The organism is Pseudomonas iridis, assembly GCF_017980685.1.
Classification (GTDB): domain Bacteria; phylum Pseudomonadota; class Gammaproteobacteria; order Pseudomonadales; family Pseudomonadaceae; genus Aquipseudomonas; species Aquipseudomonas iridis.
In genome coordinates, this window is record NZ_JACXXO010000001.1 from 155,799 (window position 1) to 175,672 (window position 19,874).

General features: G+C 59.8%; 12 protein-coding genes. All 12 read right to left on the reverse strand.

The annotated features are described in order from the left end of the window. Position 1 precedes the first annotated feature (1 nt). Complete coding sequence (gene pseC, locus IEQ42_RS00775; protein ID WP_210702252.1) at positions 2 to 1,165, reverse strand: UDP-4-amino-4,6-dideoxy-N-acetyl-beta-L-altrosamine transaminase; 1,164 nt, start codon at positions 1,163 to 1,165, stop codon at positions 2 to 4. Next, the gene (pseB, locus tag IEQ42_RS00780; protein ID WP_210622229.1) at positions 1,162 to 2,163 is read right to left on the reverse strand and encodes a UDP-N-acetylglucosamine 4,6-dehydratase (inverting); all 1,002 of its coding nucleotides are present in this window, start codon (positions 2,161 to 2,163) and stop codon (positions 1,162 to 1,164) included. The genes pseC and pseB overlap by 4 nt, the downstream gene beginning before the upstream one ends. 29 nt (positions 2,164 to 2,192) lie before the next feature. Then, complete coding sequence (locus tag IEQ42_RS00785) at positions 2,193 to 5,108, reverse strand: glycosyltransferase family 2 protein (protein WP_210702253.1); 2,916 nt, start codon at positions 5,106 to 5,108, stop codon at positions 2,193 to 2,195. A 56-nt stretch (positions 5,109 to 5,164) separates the two neighbouring features. Continuing rightward, on the reverse strand, positions 5,165 to 5,899 hold the full coding sequence (locus IEQ42_RS00790) for a cephalosporin hydroxylase family protein (RefSeq protein ID WP_210622227.1): 735 nt from the start codon (positions 5,897 to 5,899) through the stop codon (positions 5,165 to 5,167). A gap of 64 nt (positions 5,900 to 5,963) precedes the next feature. Continuing rightward, positions 5,964 to 6,821 carry an NAD-dependent epimerase/dehydratase family protein gene (locus IEQ42_RS00795; protein WP_210702254.1) on the reverse strand — a complete coding sequence of 286 codons (858 nt, stop codon included), beginning with the start codon at positions 6,819 to 6,821 and terminating at the stop codon, positions 5,964 to 5,966. Continuing rightward, a complete protein-coding gene (locus tag IEQ42_RS00800) occupies positions 6,818 to 8,044 on the reverse strand; it encodes a class I SAM-dependent methyltransferase (protein ID WP_210702255.1) in 1,227 nt (408 codons plus the stop codon). Before IEQ42_RS00800 ends, IEQ42_RS00795 begins: the two co-directional genes overlap by 4 nt. Continuing rightward, positions 8,041 to 8,601, reverse strand: a complete 561-nt coding sequence (locus IEQ42_RS00805; protein WP_150594275.1) for a dTDP-4-dehydrorhamnose 3,5-epimerase family protein — start codon at positions 8,599 to 8,601, stop codon at positions 8,041 to 8,043. The genes IEQ42_RS00800 and IEQ42_RS00805 overlap by 4 nt, the downstream gene beginning before the upstream one ends. After that, a complete protein-coding gene (gene rfbG, locus IEQ42_RS00810; RefSeq protein ID WP_150602941.1) occupies positions 8,598 to 9,680 on the reverse strand; it encodes a CDP-glucose 4,6-dehydratase in 1,083 nt (360 codons plus the stop codon). The genes IEQ42_RS00805 and rfbG overlap by 4 nt, the downstream gene beginning before the upstream one ends. After that, positions 9,662 to 10,435, reverse strand: a complete 774-nt coding sequence (gene rfbF / locus IEQ42_RS00815) for a glucose-1-phosphate cytidylyltransferase (protein WP_210702256.1) — start codon at positions 10,433 to 10,435, stop codon at positions 9,662 to 9,664. Before rfbF ends, rfbG begins: the two co-directional genes overlap by 19 nt. A gap of 253 nt (positions 10,436 to 10,688) precedes the next feature. Beyond that, positions 10,689 to 14,357: a beta strand repeat-containing protein gene (locus IEQ42_RS00820; protein WP_210702257.1), complete on the reverse strand. Its 3,669-nt coding sequence runs from the start codon at positions 14,355 to 14,357 to the stop codon at positions 10,689 to 10,691. 229 nt (positions 14,358 to 14,586) lie between these two features. Then, positions 14,587 to 18,189 (reverse strand): glycosyltransferase, encoded by a 3,603-nt coding sequence (locus tag IEQ42_RS00825; protein ID WP_210702258.1) that lies wholly within the window; start codon positions 18,187 to 18,189, stop codon positions 14,587 to 14,589. 114 nt (positions 18,190 to 18,303) lie between these two features. Then, on the reverse strand, positions 18,304 to 19,872 hold the full coding sequence (locus IEQ42_RS00830) for a flagellar hook-associated protein 3 (RefSeq protein WP_210702259.1): 1,569 nt from the start codon (positions 19,870 to 19,872) through the stop codon (positions 18,304 to 18,306). Positions 19,873 to 19,874: the final 2 nt, after the last annotated feature.

Consider the following 19,874-nt stretch of genomic DNA (forward strand, 5'->3'; position numbering starts at 1 on the left):
CCTACTCCTCAATCAGCAGCCGGCGCAATTGCTCGACCACGTAATCCTGCTGCTCCTCGGTCAGCAGCGGAAACATCGGCAGGCTGATCGCCTCGGCGTAATAGCGTTCGGCTTCGGGAAAGTCGCCCTCGGCAAAACCCAGTGCCTGATAGTAAGGCTGCAGATGCACCGGAATGTAGTGCAGATTCACGCCGATGCCGGCCGCGCGCAAGCCCTCGAACACCTGACGGTGACTGAGGCTGATGCGCTCGGTCTGCAAGCGCACCACATACAAATGCCAGGCTGATTCCGCGTCCGGTTGAGCGCTGGGTAACGTCAGCGGCAAGTACGTCAGCAACTGCTCGTACCGCGCTGCCAACTCACGACGCCGAGCGATGAAGTCATCCAGCTTGGCCAGTTGCGACAAGCCCAGCGCGGCTTGCAGATCGGTGATCCGGTAATTGAAGCCCAGCTCGATCTGCTGGTAGTACCAAGGGCCGTGGCTGGGCTCGTTCATCTGCTGCGAATCGCGGGTCATGCCATGGCTGCGCAGGCGTTGCAGGCGCTCGGCCAGGGCCGGGCGATTGGTCAGGACCATGCCGCCCTCGGCACTGGTGATGATCTTCACCGGATGAAAACTGAACACGGTCATCGCCGCAAATTCACCGCAACCCACCGGACGCCCGGCGTAAGAAGCGCCGACCGCGTGGGAGGCATCTTCGATCACGGTGAAGTTGTAGCGCTCGGCCAGCTCGCCAATCTTGCGCATGTCGCAGCTCTGCCCGGAAAACGCCACCGCCACCAAGACTTTTGGCTGTTTGCCGTCCTGTTCAGCCTGATCCAGTTTCGCCGCCAACGCGTAAGCATCGAGGTTCCAGGTCAGCGGATCGATGTCGACAAAATCCACGTCGGCGCCGCAGTAACGCCCGCAATTGGCCGAGGCCAGGAATGTATTCGGCGTGGTCCACAGACGGTCGCCCGGGCCAAGCCCCGCCGCCAGACACGCAATGTGCAGCGCCGCCGTGGCGTTGCACACCGCCACGGCGAAATCGGCCTGGCAACGCTCGGCCACAGCCTGCTCGAAGCGCTCGATGGTCGGCCCTTGGGTCAACCAGTCCGACTGCAACACCTCAACGACGGCATCGATGTCCGACTGATCGAGACTCTGCCGACCGTAAGGAATCATACCGAGAGCTTCGCGTGCAGCGCCGCGATCTGTCCGACCGAGAGGTAGTGCGGATTGGTGTCGGAGCGATATTCAAAATCTTCACTCACCGCGCGCCCATGCTCGCCAAGTTTGTCGACGGCAAAATCGACATCGACGCTGGTAAAGCGAATCGACGGCTGGATGGTGTAGTGATCCTCGAACTCAATAGTCATCCGCGCATCGTCCAGCGGCACCATCAACTCATGGAGTTTTTCCCCGGGACGAATGCCGACGTTTTTGTGCGGCAGATGTTCAGCCATGCCACGGGCCAGATCGACGATGCGAATCGACGGAATCTTCGGCACGAACACTTCGCCACCGTGCATCCGCGCGAAGCTGTCGAGCACGAACTGCACACCGTGGTCGAGGGTGATCCAGAACCGTGTCATGCGCTCGTCGGTGATCGGCAGCTCTTGCGCGCCATCGGCGATCAGCTTGCTGAAGAACGGCACCACCGAGCCACGCGAACCGGCCACGTTGCCGTAGCGCACCACGGCAAATCGGGTTTCCTGCTCGCCGGCAATGTTGTTGGCGGCGACGAACAATTTGTCCGAGAGCAACTTGGTCGCGCCGTACAGATTGATCGGGCTGGCAGCCTTGTCGGTGGACAACGCCACAACCTTTTTCACACCGTTGTCGATGGCCGCGGCGATGATGTTTTCCGCGCCGTTGACGTTGGTGCGAATGCATTCGGTCGGGTTGTACTCAGCCGCCGGCACCTGCTTCAACGCGGCGGCATGCACCACGTAATCGATGCCGCGCATGGCCTGACGCAGACGGTCAGCATCACGCACGTCACCGATGAAGTAACGCATGCACGGCGCGTTGAACGTCTGCTGCATTTCGTATTGCTTGAGCTCATCACGGGAGAACACCACCACGCGCTTGGGCTGGTACTGCTCCAGCAAGCGGCGGATGAAGTTGCGCCCGAACGAGCCCGTGCCGCCGGAGATGAAGATCGATTTACCGTTGAACATGTGTAATTCCTGTTCCCTGTCCGACGGACTCAAGCCAGCAACTGCGACCAATTGATCGAAGTGTTTTCAGCCAGGGTAAAGCCTTTGCCGGTCAGGGCCAGGTTGGCGTTGTAAGCCGGGTCCTGGGCAAAAGCGCTGCTCCATTTCTCGCGCAATGCGGCCAGTGCCTCAGGGGCTTGCGGTAATTCACCGGTGTGCAACACCTGGACCAGCGGCGTCCACACGGTGAGGTAACCGGCCTGCCCGGCCTTGAGGCACAGATCGACATCGCTGAAACCATCAGCAAAGGTCACTTCATCCAGGCCACCGAGCGCATTGAACAACTCTTTACGCAGCATCAGGCACGTCTTCGACACGGCCGAATAGTTCTGCTCGACCGACAGGCGCTGCATGTAACCCGCAGCACTGTGTTTCTCGCCGATGAACGCCGAACCGACGCCACCGTTCAGACCGAGAATCAAACCCGCCTGGGAGATTTTCCCGTCACGGCTGACCAGTTTGGCACCAACGATCCCGACTTCCGGACGCTGGGCATGGTTGAGCAACGAGTCGAGCCAGTTCGGGTTGACGACTTCGGCGTCAGCGGCCAGCAGAACCAGGCATTCACCCTGCGCCTGCTCGCTGGCAGCGTTATACAGCGCCACTTCGCCGAGTGTTTGATCGGCGCGCAAGACGTTCACTTTCGGATGGCGCAATGCACCCAGCCAGTCATTGACCGCTGCCGATTGATTAGCGTTTGCCGCCACCAGTACTTCATAGCGGTTGTAGCGGGTTCTGAGCAGCAGGCCTTCCAGGCAGCGGCGCATCACTGGCAAGTCATCAATGACCGGCAGAATGATCGACACCATCGGCTGCTCAGTGTGGCGGTAATCAATCTGCCAGGTGCCCGGCGCCGCCGAAGTCACTTTGGCCTGGTAGCCGCGATTGCCCAGATGGCGCAACAAAGCCTGACGCTCGTGGGCGTTTTCTTCCAGCGCTGCTGCTTGTGTGATCAACAACGGCTCGTCGAGATGCGCCAGACCGTCGAGGCCGCCCTGCTCAATGATGCGCAGCAGCAGGTCGAACTCCATCGCTTTGCTGAAGTCGGCCTGATAACCGCCGACCTCCAGCAGCACGTCGCGGCGCACAAGCCAATGGCGTGCCATCAGCGACGGGATGCTCTGCAGCAAATCAAGATTGAAGCCAGGGCGGAACACGTCCACCAGCGCACCTTCTTCAGTGCGCTGGATTTCATCAGTGGCCACCGCGCGAAGCCCCGTGGCCGACATCAGTTCCAGGCCGGCGCGCAACAGGCCGCTCGGCGTGAATTCATCACCCACGTTCGCCAGCAGCAACCAGTCGCATGGAGATTGCGCGGCGCTCAGGTTCAGTTTGTCGACGAGGCTGCCCGGCGTGACCCGGACAAAGTGCAAGGTGTTCTGTGCGGTGGTCGCGCTCTGCGGCTCGCCCGTGGTGAAGACGACGATTTTGAAAGCCTTGCTGTGACCTTCGACGAGGCTGTCGAGTGTCACTTGCAGCTTCTCGACGTTGTTGTCCAGATCCAGCAGGAAGATGCCGAATTGTGGACCGCCATTGTTCGCCGCCAGATGCCTGGCAATCAACGCAGCCTGTTCGGCGTCCGGCTTGCGGGCCGCCAGCCAGTCGAGCAAACGGCCCGAGAGCATCTTGCTGAAGACCGGGTAATGATCGGTGTCCGCCACTGCCGCCAGACGAGCATCCCACTCAGCTATCTTCTGCGCTTGCTCTTCTTCGCCCAGGGTTTGCAGTTGCGCCGTCAGGCGCTTGAGCACAGCGCGGTTGAACGCGTTGCTGTCATGGGCCTGCCACAACCGGTCGACGACACTTTGCGCCGTATCGTTATTGCGTGCCTGCAGCAGGTATTCCTGCCGGGTCCATACACCCTCGAGTTTTTCCAGCTGAATGCGACCGGCCGGCATCGCGTGCAGCAAAAACTCGAACTGGGTCAGCAAGTCAAAAAAGCGCTCGTTGTAGAAAGGCATCTCGACGTATTGGCGTGGCCCGAATTTGCGCTCTGGTGTCTTGGTAAGATTGCTCCAGGTGGACTCGAAAATCAGCTCGGTCGTCAACGCCCGTCCGGAGACCAGGCTGTCCGTCATGGCCGCGAAGCTTTCCAGGGCCAACGCCTTGCGCTGCGCCTGGTCGAGATCGGTGATACCGGTCGGCAAAGAGGCGAGGAATTCGGCGAAGGCTTCGCGCTCGCTCACCGACTTGGTATCGGTGTACGACAGCGCGTGGTAGACCTCGGTATTGTGGTCGGAGAAACCGATGTTGATCTCGCGCACGACATAAGGAATCGGCAGAATGCGCGCCTTGGCGTTCGCCAGCAGGTAGTAGGTGTGGCCGATTTCCTGCCATTCGAAACTGGTGCCCGGCGGCAATGCCGCGTACCAGTCCTTGATGATCGAGGTGCGGCACACGCCATAGAACGGCGGCACGTACTGGTGCATGAAATCGAGAACGCGATCCTCGGCACGCTCCGACGCGTAGTCTTCGCAGATTTTCTTGTCGCGTCGGTAGTAGCTGACGCTGCCGGCCAGCGCCAGGTACATCAGGCAGTAGCCGTGGCACAGCCCGTAGTCGCGGTTGGCCTCCAGGAAGTTGACTGACTCGGCCAGCGATTCATGCAGGATGAAATCGTCGTCAGCCGCGAACACCATATACGGCGTCGTCAGTTGCTCGACGCCGTAGGTCAGTTTGGCCTGCATCCCCCAGTAGGCGAATTGCGGCAGGTGCTGATAATCGACCGCGGAGAAATCACCTTCCGGGCGCTCGGAAGAAGAATCCAGTACCAAAACCTTGCAAGGCAGGCCGCTGTAGTACTGCAGCGCTCGACGCAAAAAAGCCGGGCGGTTGTGGGTGATCAGTACCACCGTCAGCAACTCGCTCAATGGCAGCTTGTTTTCAGAACCGTACTTGCCTTGCATAACTTCTCCCCACTACCGGCGAAACCGCCCGAAAAACACTTTAATGATGGAACGGATCAACGAACCCGACGCAGATAACCGTCCGAGGCGACCGTGATCAGCAGCTTGTCTTGCATCTGCTGGTCAATCTCGAAATCCTGATTCTCTTTGAGGTAGGCCCAAACCGCGGTTTTCGGGTTGTCACCCGGACCCCACGGGCGATCCGGGAAGGCATCGGCCGGCATGTCTTCAACCACGGTGTCCATGACCACGCAGTAGCTGTCCACCGAGACGAGTGGTGCATAAAGACGCAGCTCTTCGAGGACATGGTCGTGGGTGTGGTTGGAGTCGAGCACCACGATCACTTTCTTGCCGGCCGCAGCCTGACGAACCTGCTCGACCACTGCCGGATCGAGGCTCGAGCCTTCGATCATGCTGATGCGCTTGATCATCTGATGGCTTTCGATGGCCTCACGGTTGTGCGCACGGATGTCGCGATCGATGCCCAGCACTTCGCCGTGGCCCTGCAATTCGAGCAGCGAGGCGTAGTAAATGATCGAACCGCCGTGGGCGATACCGCACTCGATCACCAGGTCTGGCTTGATCCGCCAGATCAGTTCCTGCATTGCCATCATGTCTTGCGGCAATTGAATGATCGGACGACCCATCCACGAAAAGTGATAGGTGTATTTGTGTTTGGCCGACTGGTTGTAGAACTCCTGGGCCAACGCCTTCAGGTCCTTGTCCTGGCCTTGGGCAATTACTTCGGCCTGGCACTCCGCCTCGAAGGCTTTGATTACGTTATCGCTCATTGTCCGGTCTCACTGAAAAGTCATTTGATAGTCACGCTGCCAAAGGCATTCGCTTCGAGGCACATCAGTTGCTCTGCGGCACCTCAAGCAGATCTTGCAAACGGTCGACCACCGCCCAGAACGCCATGGGTTCGTGTGTCGGGTAGGGGTAATGCCCCAGGTTCAAATCAATCGAAGCGCCGCGTTCGCGCAGGCGTTGCTCGACGAGGGTTCTTACTGAAATCGGCTGGCCACTGGCGCAATTGATCACGCCGCTGAAGTCGCGTTGATGCAGAATCGCGGTGAGGTAACCGGCAGCGGTCTCGATTGGCAGAAAGTCGCGCAACTGCTCGCCGGCCGACATGTTGAACGACGCCTCACCGGCATCGACTGCACGGTCCAGCGCCGCCAGCAGACTGTTTGGGTTCTGCCCTTCGCCGTGCAGATAAAACAGCCGCGCCCATTGCAGGGTGAACGGATGTTCTTGCTGCAGGTTCTGCAAAAACAGGTGCAAGGTGTGCTTGGCCAGACCGTACGGATTGCTCGGCCTTGGCTCGGTGTTTTCGCTGAGCGGGCCGCTTTGCATGCCGTACTCGAAGCAGGTGCCGGTGACCAGAACCTGCTTCACCCCCGCCTCGACCGCACGCTTGATGAAGCGGTAATCGGCCATCAGGTTGTGCTCGAAATGGAACAGCGCCCGATAGTTCGGCAAACCCGGCCAGGCCAGATGAACCAGCGCATCAACGCCTTCGGTCAACGCGGCGATATCGAGATCGTCGGCGTGAATATCCGCCGCGACGAACTCGACATCGTTGATCCACGGCATGCCCTGCGCGGTTTCTGCGTTGCGTGCCACTGCACGAACAACACAGCCGCGCGCCAGCAATGCCGCGACCAGATGCCGACCGACGAAGCCCGTGGCTCCGGTTACGAGGACCTTCACAGCACTTTCAACTCAGGCACCGCAATCACGAAGCGGCCGTCCCACTGACGCACCTGCGCCAGTTGCTGACTGACTTCGTGCAGCAGGTTCCACGGCAGCACCAGCACGTAGTCGGGTTTTTCGATATCGATCTGTGCCGGCGCAACAATCGGGATGCGACTGCCCGGCAGAAACTTGCCTTGCTTGTGCGGGTTGGCATCGGCCACCCAGGCGAGCAGGTCCGGTTTGACCCCGGCGTAGTTGAGCAAGGTGTTGCCCTTCGCCGCCGCGCCGTAACCCACCACACGTTTACCATCAGCCTTGGCCTGCAGCAAAAAGCGCAGCAGTTCATGCTTGATTCGTTCGGCGGCAGGCGCAAGGGTCGCGTAGTACTCGGGGGTTTTCACCCCTGCATCAAGTTCAGCCTGCAACTGTTGTTGCACCGCTGGTTGCACCGGGCGACGCTCGCCGTCCTTGCGCTGCACGAATACCCGCAGCGATCCGCCGTGAGTGCTCAACTGGCTGACGTCGAAGACTTCCAGGCCGCTGCGTTCGCACAGGGTTTGCACAGCCGTCAGCGACAGATACGAATAGTGCTCGTGATAAAGCGTGTCGAACTGCGCGCCGGCCATCAGCGTCAACAGTTGCGGGAATTCGAAAGTCGCCACACCGGTCGGTTTCAGCAGTGCCGCGAAACCACCGAGGAAGTCGTTGATGTCCGGCACATGCGCGAGCACGTTGTTGGCAGCCATCAGGTCAGCGCCCCAGCCTTCGCTTTTCAACTGCGCGGCGGTGTCGCGACCAAAGAACAGCTCACGAATGTCCAGCCCCTTTTCCCGCGCCGCTTGGGCGGTGCTGCGGGTCGGCTCGACGCCCAGACACGGAATACCGCGACCAGCTACGTATTGCAGCAGGTAACCGTCGTTGGCAGCGACTTCGACCACGCGGCTGTCAGCGGACAGGCCGAAGCGTTCGACCATCTCGGCCACATAGCGCTCGGCATGGGCCAGCCAGGTGCTGGAGAACGAACTGAAGTAGGCGTATTCGGCATCGAACAGGCTGTCGGCGGAGGTGTAATCCTCGGTCTGTACCAGCCAGCATTGCTGGCACACGGCGACCTTCAGCGGCACCCAGTGCTCGGCCTGTTCGAGGCGATCGGCATGCACGTAGGCGTTGGACGGTGGCGAGGTGCCGAGGTCGATCAGCGGCAGGCTCAGCGGTGCGGCGCACCCACGGCAATTCATAGACGCACTCCAGCGAAGTGTTGATCGAGCGCGGGATGGCTGGAATCACGCGCTGACAAATTATTGACAGGCAACGGCCAGGCAATGGCCAGCCGTGGATCATTCACCGACAGACCGCCCTCATGCGCAGGGGCGTAATCGGCGCTGTGCAGGTAAAGCAATTCGGCGTCTTCGGTCAGCGTCTGGAAACCGTGGGCGAACCCGGCCGGAATCAACAGACTGCGACCGTCGCCGGCCTTCAGATGCTCGGCGTGCCAATGCAAAAAGGTTTCCGAATCCGGACGCAAATCGACCGCCACATCCCACACTTCACCGCGCAGGCAGGTGATCAGTTTGGCTTCCGGCGCATTCGCGTTCTGATAATGCAGACCGCGCACGCTGCCCTTCTCGCGGGTGCAGGAATGGTTGATCTGGCGGATATGAAACTCACTGCCAAACGCACTCAGACTGCCTTCGCAGAACAACCGGGAAAAGTGCCCGCGCTGATCTTCGAAGCGTTTGTGCTGGACACTGAACAGCCCGGCCAGCGGCAATGCCTGCAAGGAAAACTCGCTCACAACGCGCCTCGGTACAGGTTCAGTTGGCCAAGGGTGACGGCGCGCATGTCATCGCCGTTCTGCCATGCCAAATGCCAGTCGAGTGTCTGGGTCAGGCATTGCTGCAAGGTCCAGCGCGGTTGCCAACCGAGCAGTTGGCGCGCGCGGCTGCTGTCCAGACGCAGCAGACCGGCCTCGTGCAGTTCGCTCGGCTCGATGCGCAGACCGCGCGCTTGCGGCCAGCGGCTGGCGAGCAGTTCGACCACTTCGCCGACGCTGCACATGTCCGCCTCGCCGGGGCCGAAGTTCCAGGCACCGGCGTACTCCGGGCCTTGCTCGTAGAGGCCGGCAGCCAGTTGCAGATAACCGGCCAATGGCTCCAGCGCGTGTTGCCATGGGCGCACGGCTTGCGGGTAACGCAGGGTCACCGGCTCGTCTGCCGTCCAGGCTTTCAGCACATCGGGAATCAGCCGCTCAGGGGCAAAATCACCGCCGCCCAACACGTTGCCGGCACGCGCCGTGGCCAGGGCCAGACCGTGCTCGGCGTACTTGTCTGCCGGGAAGAAAGACGCCGCGTAAGACTGCGCCAACAGTTCGCAACAGGCCTTGCTGCTGCTGTAAGGATCGTGGCCACCGAGGGCTTCGTCTTCGCGGTACGGCCACAGCCATTCCTTGTTGGCATAAACCTTGTCGGTGGTCACCAGCACACAGGCACGTACGCAGCCGACCTGACGAATCGCTTCGAGCAGGTTGAGCGTGCCCATGACGTTGCTGGAATAAGTGCCGAGCGGGTCACGATAGCCTTCGCGCACCAGCGGCTGGGCGGCCAGGTGCAGGACGATCTCCGGCTCGGTGTCGGCAATGATTTCGAGCAAGGCACCGAGGTCACGCAGATCGCCGCGCTGATCATCGATGCCTTCGTGCACCCGCGCCAGTTCGAACAGGCTCGGTTCGGTCGACGGATCCAGTGAAAAGCCGCTGACTTGCGCGCCGAGACTTTGCAGCCACAGGGTCAGCCAGCTGCCTTTGAAACCGGTATGTCCGGTGACGAGAACGCGTTTGCCGCGCCAGAAATCCGCACTCAGGCCCATTGCTTCCATGGGGCCTCCCCGCTCTGCCACAGCGCTTCGAGATGGTTTTTGTCGCGCAGGGTGTCCATGGGTTGCCAGAAGCTGTCGTGCTCGAAGGCCTTGAGCTGTTCGTCCTGGGCCAGGCGGGCCAATGGCTCCGCTTCCCAAGTGGTGTCATCACCCGCGATGTACGGCAACACTTTTGGCGACAGTACGAAGAAACCGCCGTTGATCCAGCCACCGTCTCCACGAGGTTTTTCGGTGAAGCCAAGGACCTGATCGCCTTGGCGTTCGAGGGCACCGTAGCGACCCGGCGGCTGCACCGCAGTGACGGTCGCCAAGCGACCGTGAGCCTTGTGGTAATCGACCAGTTGGCGAATGTTCAAATCGGAAACGCCATCGCCGTAGGTGAAGCAGAACGCTTCTTCATCCTGCAGGTAACGGCCAGCGCGCAGCAGACGGCCACCGGTCATGGTTTCTTCGCCGGTGTCGATGAGCGTGACGCTCCAGGGCTCGCTGTAATTCTGGTGCACGTCCATGCGGTTTTCGCGCATGTTGAAGGTGACGTCGGAGGTGTGCAGGAAGTAGTTGGCGAAGAAGTCCTTGATCGCGTAGCCCTTGTAGCCGAGGCAGATCACGAAGTCGTGAATTCCGTGGGCGGAATACTGCTTCATGATGTGCCAGAGAATTGGCTTGCCGCCGATCTCGATCATCGGTTTGGGCTTGAGGTGCGACTCTTCACTGATGCGGGTGCCGAGGCCACCCGCCAAAATAACTGCCTTCATCGTCTCCCCTCTTGTTCGTCACCGGGCTGCGCACAGCTTTCTTGAGCGTTGCGGCCTACTGGCTAACCTTTTTGCCGGTTCGGGCGCAGGTGGGATGCCCGCGAGCGCTCGTTTTATGGCGATTTGAGGGGGACTTGCAGGAAACGCGCCAGCTCCGTGCGCGGTGTGTCGCAGTACGTGCGGCCATGAAAAAGGGATGAATCCGTCACCGGACTCATCCCTTTCATCGAGCTATTTCAATGATTGGAGCGGATCAGCCAAACATGTTGAACCCATCATTGATCGGCAGAACATCACCGTTGGCTGCCATGAAGTGCTCGATGGTATTGTAGCCAGCGAACCATTCCTGCAGTTTTACACCTTGGGCGGTTGGATCGGACGGAGAGAAGTAGCCGTCATTGAGGTACAGGTCGTTGCCCACCCGGTCCAGTTGCAACGTATCAGCCGAACGGATGTTGTTCAGGATCAACGTGTCCGTACCGCTAGTGCCGTCATCACGGATGGTCACCAGCCGGCCAGTATTGACGACATAGGTATCGCCGCCTTCGCCACCGTTGGCAAAACCGGTGGCTTTCATTTGCCACGGGTAAGTAACGTTACCGCCGAAAGTCAGCGCGTCATTGCCCGCGCCACCAAGCAGAACGAAGTTTTCGCCGGTACCGAGCAAATCATCGCTACCGTCGCCACCATCAGCAGTACCGCTGACGACTTGAATCGTGTCGTTGCCAGCTTGACCAAAGGCGAACGTTCCACGGTCATCCGGAGCGCTGATGATGAGGTCATTGCCATTGCCGCCGTACAGCATGTCGGCTTGCGGCCCACCGGCAGCCACGTCAACCGCGAACGGCCCGAGCTGGGTGTAGAAACTGCCGTAAATGACATCGTTGCCATCGCCACCGTAAATGGTGTCGTTGCCCAGACCACCCTCAAGCCCGTTGGCCAGCGAGTTGCCGGTCAGCGTGTCGTTGAAGTTGGTGCCGATGAGACTTTCTACGCTGATGAGCACATCGCCCTGTGCATCACCGCCCTGATTAATACCGGTCTGCAGATTAATGTTCACGGCGGTGGTGTTATTGACGTACCAAACGGTGTCGATGCCTTCACGGCCGTCGATCACGTCGGCGCCAGCGCCACCCACGAAGTTGTCATTGAGCGCTGTTCCGGACAGGGTGTCGGCAAACTTGCTGCCCTGGAAGATCTCGATACCGGTAAAGGTATCGCCAGCGGCATCGCCAGCATTGACGTTGGTTTTCAGGTCGATGGTGACTGCACTGTCCGACGACTCATAGCTGACCATATCCAGGCCGGTGCCGCCATTGAGTGCCAGCGCTGCGGAGTTGCCAACGAAGATGTCGTTGTACTTCGAGCCCGTGATCGCTTCGATACTGTTGTAGGTATCGCCCGTCGCGATCCCGGTGCTGATGCCGGTTTTCAGGTTGATGCTCACGCCCACGGTGCTGTCGTCATAGGACACAGTGTCCATGCCCCCACCACCGATGAACTGGTCGGCACCACCTCCACCGTAAAGCAGGTCATTGCCATTGCCACCGGTGATGATGTTGTCGATCGCGTTACCCACACCGGTGAACGAACCGGTACCGGTATAAGTCAGGCGCTCGACGTTGGCCGCCAGCGTGTGATCCTTGTAGCTGACGCGTACTTCATCGTTGCCGCCGCCAACCTGTTCGATGACGGTTACGCCACCGCCGTTGACGTAGTAGATATCGTCGCCCGCACCACCGTCGTAAGTGGCGAAGAGGTAGGCGTCAGTGGTGAAGGTGTCGTTGAATGCCGAACCGATGACTTTCTCGACGTTGGTCAGGGTCACACCCTGCGAGTCGCCACCGACACCCGGCAGACTGGTGCCCGGACGGATATCGATATTCACGGCCGCGGCCGAGGTCGAGTAGTCCACGGTGTCGAAACCTTCACCGCCATCGACGCCCGAAATCCGGCTGTCGACCACGAAGGTATCGTTGTATTTGGAGCCCGCAATGACTTCGATACTGTTGTAGGTATCGCCTGCACCGATCCCCGAGTTGACCCCGGTTTTCAGGTTGATGTTGACCGCCACCGTGCTGTCCAGGTACGACACCGTATCGCGACCTGCACCGCCGAAGAACTGGTCGGCACCTCCACCGCCGTACAGCATGTCGTTGCCGTTACCGCCGGTGATGATGTTGTCGGTGGCATTGCCCCAGCCGGTGAACGAGCCAGTGCCGGTGTAGGTCAGGCGTTCGATGTTGGCTGCCAGTGTGTGGTCCCTGTAGGTCACGCGCACTTCGTCGTTGCCACCACCAACTTGCTCGATGGCCGTCACGCCACCGCCATTGACGTAATAGATGTCATCCCCGGCGCCGCCCTCGTAGGTGGCGAAGAGGTAGGCGTCGGTGGTGAAACTGTCATTGAACGCCGAGCCGATAACCTTTTCGACGCCGGTCAGGGTAATGCCCTGAGAATCGCCACCGACACCTGCCAGACCAGCGCCCGGACGGATATCGACGTTAACGCCTGCAGCCGACGTCGAGTAATCGACGGTGTCAAAACCCTCACCACCGTTGACACCGCTGATTCGGCTATCGACCACGAAGGTGTCGTTGTATTTTGAGCCAGCGATCACTTCAATGTCATTGAATGTATCACCCGCACCGATCCCCGAAATAACGCCGGTTTTCAGATTGATATTCATGGCAACCGTGCTGTCGCCATAGGACACGGTATCGCGACCCGCACCGCCGAAGAACTGGTCGGCACCACCACCGCCATACAGCACGTCGTTGCCACTGCCGCCGGTGATTATGTTGTCGCTTGCGTTGCCGATGCCTGTAAACGCACCGGTACCGGTGAAGGTCAGCCGTTCGATGTTGGCTGCCAGTGTGTGATCTCTATAGGTCACGCGAACTTCATCGTTGCCGCCACCAACTTGCTCGATGGCCGTCACGCCGCCGCCATTGACGTAATAGATGTCATCCCCGGCGCCGCCCTCGTAAGTAGCGAAGAGGTAGGCGTCGGTGGTGAAGGTGTCGTTGAATGCCGAACCGATGACCTTTTCGACGCCGGTCAGGGTAATGCCCTGCGAATCGCCACCGACACCTGCCAGACCAGCGCCCGGACGGATATCGACGTTAACGCCTGCAGCCGACGTCGAGTAATCGACGGTGTCAAAACCTTCTCCGCCGTCGACGCCACTGATTCGGCTATCGACCACGAAGGTGTCGTTGTACTTGGAGCCAGCGATCACCTCGATACCGTTGTAGGTATCGCCCGCGCCGATCCCCGAGACGACGCCGGTTTTCAGGTTGATGTTCATGGCAACCGTGCTGTCGAGGTACGACACGGTGTCGCGACCGGCGCCGCCGATGAACTGGTCGGCACCGCCACCGCCGTAGAACACGTCGTTGCCGCTGCCGCCGGTGATGATGTTGTCGAGGGCATTGCCCCAGCCGGTGAACGAGCCAGTGCCGGTGTAGGTCAGGCGTTCGATGTTGGCTGCCAGTGTGTGGTCTTTGTAGGTCACGCGCACTTCATCGTTGCCGCCGCCAACTTGCTCGATGGCCGTCACGCCGCCGCCATTGACGTAATAGATGTCATCCCCGGCGCCGCCCTCGTAGGTGGCGAAGAGGTAGGCGTCGGTGGTGAACGTATCGTTGAATGCAGTGCCAATGACTTTTTCAACACCGGTCAGGGTATCTCCCTGTGCATCACCACCAACGCCTGCCAGGCCTGTGCCTGGTCGGATATCGACGTTGATGCCGGCCGAGGACGCCGAGTAATCGACAGTATCGAACCCCTCACCGCCATTTAATTTGTCCGCACCGGCGCCGCCGATGAGGATGTCATTGCCGGCCCACCCATTGATCTCATCATCACCACTGGTACCCGTCAGCGTATCCGCGCCGTTTGTCCCGTTTATTACAGCCATTACTTCTTCCTTGCCTTGTTGTGAAACCGGTACCCATTCGCGTGGCGATCACGTCGTCGCAGCGAACGCTAAAAAGAGCCGAATGTGTTGATATCGACAGGAAACGATTACAGCTTTAGCTGCGGTAAAAAAATGTCTCGATATTGATTCAAACACGAACCTCACAGGCAAAAAAAAACAGGCGACTGCCAAGTCGCCTGTTTTCTTCATGGTGGCCAACGCAAATCGATCAATCCGCCAGCCATCCGCTTTCCCAATAACGCAAGTTATCGCCGCGCAAGATGTAGTCGCGCAGCACGACTTCGCGCAAATCGTCACCCATGCGATAGCTGGCGTCCGGGTCGGCCAGGTGCATGCGGATTGCCTGCAGCCATTCGTCCGTGGTGTTGGTCTTGATCCGGGTGCACGGCAGATAGCCTTGGTAGGCCTCGGTGTTGGTGCAAATCACCGGGTAACCGCAGGCGCCGTACTCCAGCAGACGCAGGTTGCTCTTGCAGTCGTTGAAGATGTGGAACTCCAGCGGCGCCAAGGCCAGATCAAGATTGAGACTGGCCAGTTTCGCCGGATACGCGTCGAGGGCAATCACCCCGTGAAACTCATGCATGTACGGGAGCAGGTCGTCCGGGCACATACCAAAAAATACCCAGTCGACTTCATCCGCCAGTTCGCGCACGACATCAGCGATCACCGCCAGGTCACCATGGTGACTGGTACCGCCGCCCCAGCCGACGCGGGGTTTTTTCGAGGTCCGGCGCTGGCTGCGCAGGTTGCTCCAGAATTCTTTGGCCAGCATGTTGGGCACTACACGAATGTCGTGATGCATATCCGACAATGCGTTGGCCAACGGCTGAGTCGAGACGACGACGCGATCGCACATGCCGATCGCACGGCGAACCAGACGCTCCATCTGATGCTTGTCCGGCATGTTGCGGATATGCGCATTGCGATGGGGAACATCGATGACGTAGTCATCCAGCTCATAGATTCGCCGCGCATTGAAGTAGTCACGCAGCACTGGCATCTCGTTGATCGGCCCTTCGGCATAACGGCCCTGCAGAACAATCACATCAGGTGACAGACGCTCGATTTCAACAATCGGCGGCAGGTTCACGCTATAGCGAATCTGCCCCTGCACCCTGCCTGCCGCTTCGAGTTCGATCAGCGGTTGGGTCACACGATAGTGCCCGACGGCGGAGGCATTGATCGGCAGCCCGAGAATTTTCGGCAAGGAGCTATTGCTGAAAGGACTCCAACCACTGCGCAGGCCCGGCTCGAGGGTGAAACTCGAACGGGTGGCCCCGTTCAACGACAGGTTGGGATTGTAGGCAGGGTCACGGGCAACCACCGGCAGCCAGCGCTTGTAGAAGGTTTTTTCCTGCTCGCTGTGTGAGATTGCGGCTTCATCAATGATCGACTCGACGGGTTGCGCGCCGAGCGCCAGCACCGCGTAAGGGGTCCAGACCACCAGATAACCTTGCCGGGCGACGCGCAGGGCCAGGTCCACTTCGTGCAGCGTGCGCGGCAGGCTCTGCTCATCCAGACCGTCAACCGCATCGAACACCGACTTGCGCACCATCAGGCAATCAGCCCCGACGGCGCTCAGGTCCTGGACCGCCTGCAACCGGAACATGTACCCGGCGGACTGCATCGCCTGCCCATAGAACGGCACACCGGCCGGCCCCTGCAAGCCCAGAACCAGCCCGGCATGCAAGACATAGCCATCGGGATTGAACAGTTTGGCACCGACGATGCCCACTTCCGGACGCTGGGCGTGGTTGAGCAACTCGTCGAGCCAGTCACCCTGAGTGATCACCGCAAAGGGGTTGAGTAGCAGCACGTACTCGCCCCGCGCCTGGGCAACGGCAAAATTGCGCAAGGCTGCGACGTTGCCCTGCTGCGGGTACGTCAACACCCGCACTCGATCGCTGCCCAATTGCGCCATACCGCTCAGCCAGGTACGAGCCTGCTCGGTCTCGCTGCCGTTATCCACCAGCAGCAGCTCATATTCGCTGTACGCGGTTTTCTCCAGCAGGCTCTCGACACAACGCTGCAACGCTGAAATCTGATCGCGGGTAGAAATGATGATCGAGACCAACGGCCGGTTCACATGCCGGTAATCGACTCGATTGAGCAACTCGACGCTGCCGCGACGGATGTCGTGGGCGATCCCCAGACGATCAAGATGGGTCGCCAGCAATCGCGCGTTGTTTTCGGTCACTTCAGGCAGCGATAGCCACTTGGCCAAATCGAATGTCGACTCGATGGCGATCTCGGCCAGATGCCCGACCACCTGAGTGCCCTGATCTTCAACCATCCGCCACAACAGGTCGTGAGGCGCCAACTCAGTGAACGTCGAATCGAAACCGCCGAGCGCCACAAAGGCATTACGCTGGAACGCCAGGGCGCGACCGACATAAGGATAGGTGCGCATCAAGTCGAGGTTGAAGTCGGGCTTAAATGCCGGCTCTACCGACTCACCCGCCCGCAAACTGCCTTCATCGCTGTATAGACATTGCAAATCGCTGTTGAAGGCGATTCGCTCGGCCATCATCAGCAAGGCAGGAGGCACCAGACGGTCGCCGGCACGCAGCAGATAAAACCAGTCGGCTCCCTGCAACTGTGGCAGCAATTCATTGATCTGTTGCAGGCGATCGTCCTGCAGCGGCAAATGGAACACACGTCCGTCCAGTACCGGCTCAGCGCAACTGGAAGACAACACCAGTGTCAGCTCGGGCGCATAGACCTGCGCGGCGAGACTCTCCAGCGTACGTTCCAGCGCTGCAGAACTGCCCTGATCATCAAGCACAATGGGTACGATTCGCGGCGTGGACGGCCAGCCTGCCAGCGTGTCCGGCAACAGTCTGCGCTGAACGTCAGTGAGCGCGCGGCACGCCAGCCATTGCGTATAGAGTTCGGAAAAACTCTGACTGCTACCACCAACCGCCCATATCTGAGCGCTCTGTTTGGTACCGAGCGTACGGCTCAGCGGCAGTTCTTCCCAGACCCGTGGCGACTCGTCTGCCTTGGGTATCGGCACATAACGCACCCAACCCTTGGCAGGCGCAGATTCTCCGCTGCGCGCCTTGAGCATTTGCATCAGCCATTGCCGCTCGATTTCGAGCGCGTCTTTCATGGCTTGCTGGCCGCTCAGACGATCGGGATACAGGCGTTCGACACTCAAAACATGGTTGGACATGACCACGTTGCCACGCCGCATCAGACACACAAACAGCGCAAAATCGAGGCTCGCCACAAAGCAGTGCTCCGGCTGCGTCAGCGCCGGCAACAACTCCAGAACATCGGTGCGACGAAACATGGCACTGCTGAAACCACCAAGGATGTTCGACGGGAACGCCTCGAAGATTGCCAGCAAGTCGTCACCCTTGAACAAACCACTGATTGGTGACAGCGGCGTGTTTTCCAGACGTGAAGGCAGCACCATGTCGTCGGCGTCCCAGAGCAGACGCTGGGCCAGCACCAGATTGACCTCGTCACGTTCGGCCAGCACGCGAGCCTGATACTCGATACAGCTGGCAAACAGATGATCGTCGTCACACAAGAACTTGATGAACTCGCCCTGAGCCTGATCCAGGCAGGCTTTCAGATTGCCGATCATTCCCAACGTGTGCGGATTACGCACGTAACGCACAGTGACGCCGGACTGCTCGACAACCGACTTAACGATGTCTTCGATCTCACTGCCGCGACTGTCATCGCACACAATGATCTCAAGATTGCCATAGCCCTGACTGACGGCACTGCGCAACGCCCGCTCGAAAAAACGCGAATTGAAGGCAGGAATAACAAGGCTGACAAGGGGAAGTGAATTCACGGCGGACTCGCAAGCGGCGGGACCCCGCCCGGAACAGCGAGCCCTCTGAAACCGCGAAAAAAGACATTGGAAACTAAAGAGCCGAGCTAGCGGGCGCTTGCGCGCCCGTTACCGTCAGATCTTGTTGAACAAACCCAACTGACTGATCTTGCTGAACGCCAGTTGCGCGGCCTGCAACATGGTCTGTTGCAAGGTCAGGCGGGTCATGACTTCAGCCGGATCCGAATCACGGATCGAGCCCTGGGTCGTGGTGTTCGCTGTGCTCAGGCTGTCGTTGGTGGCGGATTGCATATCCAGCGACTGGCCACGGGCACCGATGGAAGTAACAGCGGTGCCGATCTGATTGGTGGCGGCGTCGATGTTGCCGATACCTGCTTCCATGGCGCCCTGCAGTTTCTGCTTGGCCACCGGGTCGCCATCGATTGGCGTATTCAGCGCGGTAATCATCTGACCCAGGGTGTCGAGCACGTTCTGAGTCTGGTGGTTGTTTGGCTGAATCGAGAATTGATCGCCAGCTGCCGGGGCGCTACCCAAAGCGAACGTCACACCGGCTGCCGTCGCGTTGCTACCGGCCACAGTGCCCGAAGACACAGGCTTGCTGTCAGCAGTTACCGGCGCCGCGTACAGGTCGAACGCAGTGGCGCTGGTGAACTTGAGGATCGCCCCGCCCTGCGGAAATGCCGCAGTGTAGGCCGCCTGGTCGGTGATGCTGGAACCGGTGATCACCGCCGTCGAGGAGTTACCCGGGCTACGCGACGTGGTGAACGTGTCCGGTGTCACCGCCAGTTGAAAACTATGCCCGGCAATGACCGCATCCGGGTTGGTGTCACCGGCCTTCAGGTTGATGTTCAGCTTCATGTCGACACCGCGGAAACTGAAGCTCTGGTTGCTGCCGCTGGTGTTGCTGATCACGCCGTTCTTGCTGGCGTCAGCAGTTACGTCGTTACCCAGGGCGTCGGTGATCTTCATCTGCGTGCTGCTGACGAATTCGACGGTGTACGGCTGACCGCTGGCGAACTTCGAGTTATAGGTGGCAGCGGTGCCAACGGTACCGTTGGACAACACGACGCGACCGTCATCCACCGCGGGGGCAGTCAGGCTGGTGTTGGTGCGACCGGTGTTGATGGTCTGCTGGAATGCATCCCAACCGGTGGTATTGGTGCCGACCGTCAGGCCATCGCCGATGCCCAGATTGATGGTGGTCTGGTCACCGTTGTAGCTGTAGGTGCCGTCGGTGTTTTGCGAATACGGCGCGGTGTCGGTTTTCGAACCGGAGAACAGGTAGTTGCCGTCGGCATCCTTGGAGTTCATCAGGCCCAATACCTGTTTCTGGATCTCGCCCAGTTCCGAGGCGTAAGCCTGGCGATCCTTGTCGGTGATCGTGCCGTTGTTGGCGGCCAGGGACAGTTCCTTGGCGCGGCTCAACGCCGTGGTGATGGCATCCAGCGTGGATTCCTGCACGGTCAACGCACTCTTGGTGCTGCTGATATTGGTGGTGTACTGCTCCAGCATCGCGGCCTGCTGACCCAGTTGCAGCAGGCGACCGGCACCGACCGGATCATCAGCGGCGGTGTTGATGCGTTGCAGGCTGCTCGCCTCGCTGGCGCTGGCCAGCGCCTTGTTGAAGTTACGCTGATAGTCCGCAGCTTGCGTTCCGTAATACTGGGCGGTGGAAATGCGCATGA

Coding starts and splice junctions, on each gene's coding strand:
- pseC (WP_210702252.1), bottom strand. CDS start 1,165: ATGATTCCTTACGGTCGGCAGAGTCTCGATCAGTCGGACATCGATGCC.
- IEQ42_RS00820 (WP_210702257.1), bottom strand. CDS start 14,357: ATGGCTGTAATAAACGGGACAAACGGCGCGGATACGCTGACGGGTACC.
- rfbF (WP_210702256.1), bottom strand. CDS start 10,435: ATGAAGGCAGTTATTTTGGCGGGTGGCCTCGGCACCCGCATCAGTGAA.
- IEQ42_RS00790 (WP_210622227.1), bottom strand. CDS start 5,899: ATGAGCGATAACGTAATCAAAGCCTTCGAGGCGGAGTGCCAGGCCGAA.
- IEQ42_RS00800 (WP_210702255.1), bottom strand. CDS start 8,044: ATGAATTGCCGTGGGTGCGCCGCACCGCTGAGCCTGCCGCTGATCGAC.
- IEQ42_RS00785 (WP_210702253.1), bottom strand. CDS start 5,108: ATGCAAGGCAAGTACGGTTCTGAAAACAAGCTGCCATTGAGCGAGTTG.
- rfbG (WP_150602941.1), bottom strand. CDS start 9,680: ATGGAAGCAATGGGCCTGAGTGCGGATTTCTGGCGCGGCAAACGCGTT.
- pseB (WP_210622229.1), bottom strand. CDS start 2,163: ATGTTCAACGGTAAATCGATCTTCATCTCCGGCGGCACGGGCTCGTTC.
- IEQ42_RS00830 (WP_210702259.1), bottom strand. CDS start 19,872: ATGCGCATTTCCACCGCCCAGTATTACGGAACGCAAGCTGCGGACTAT.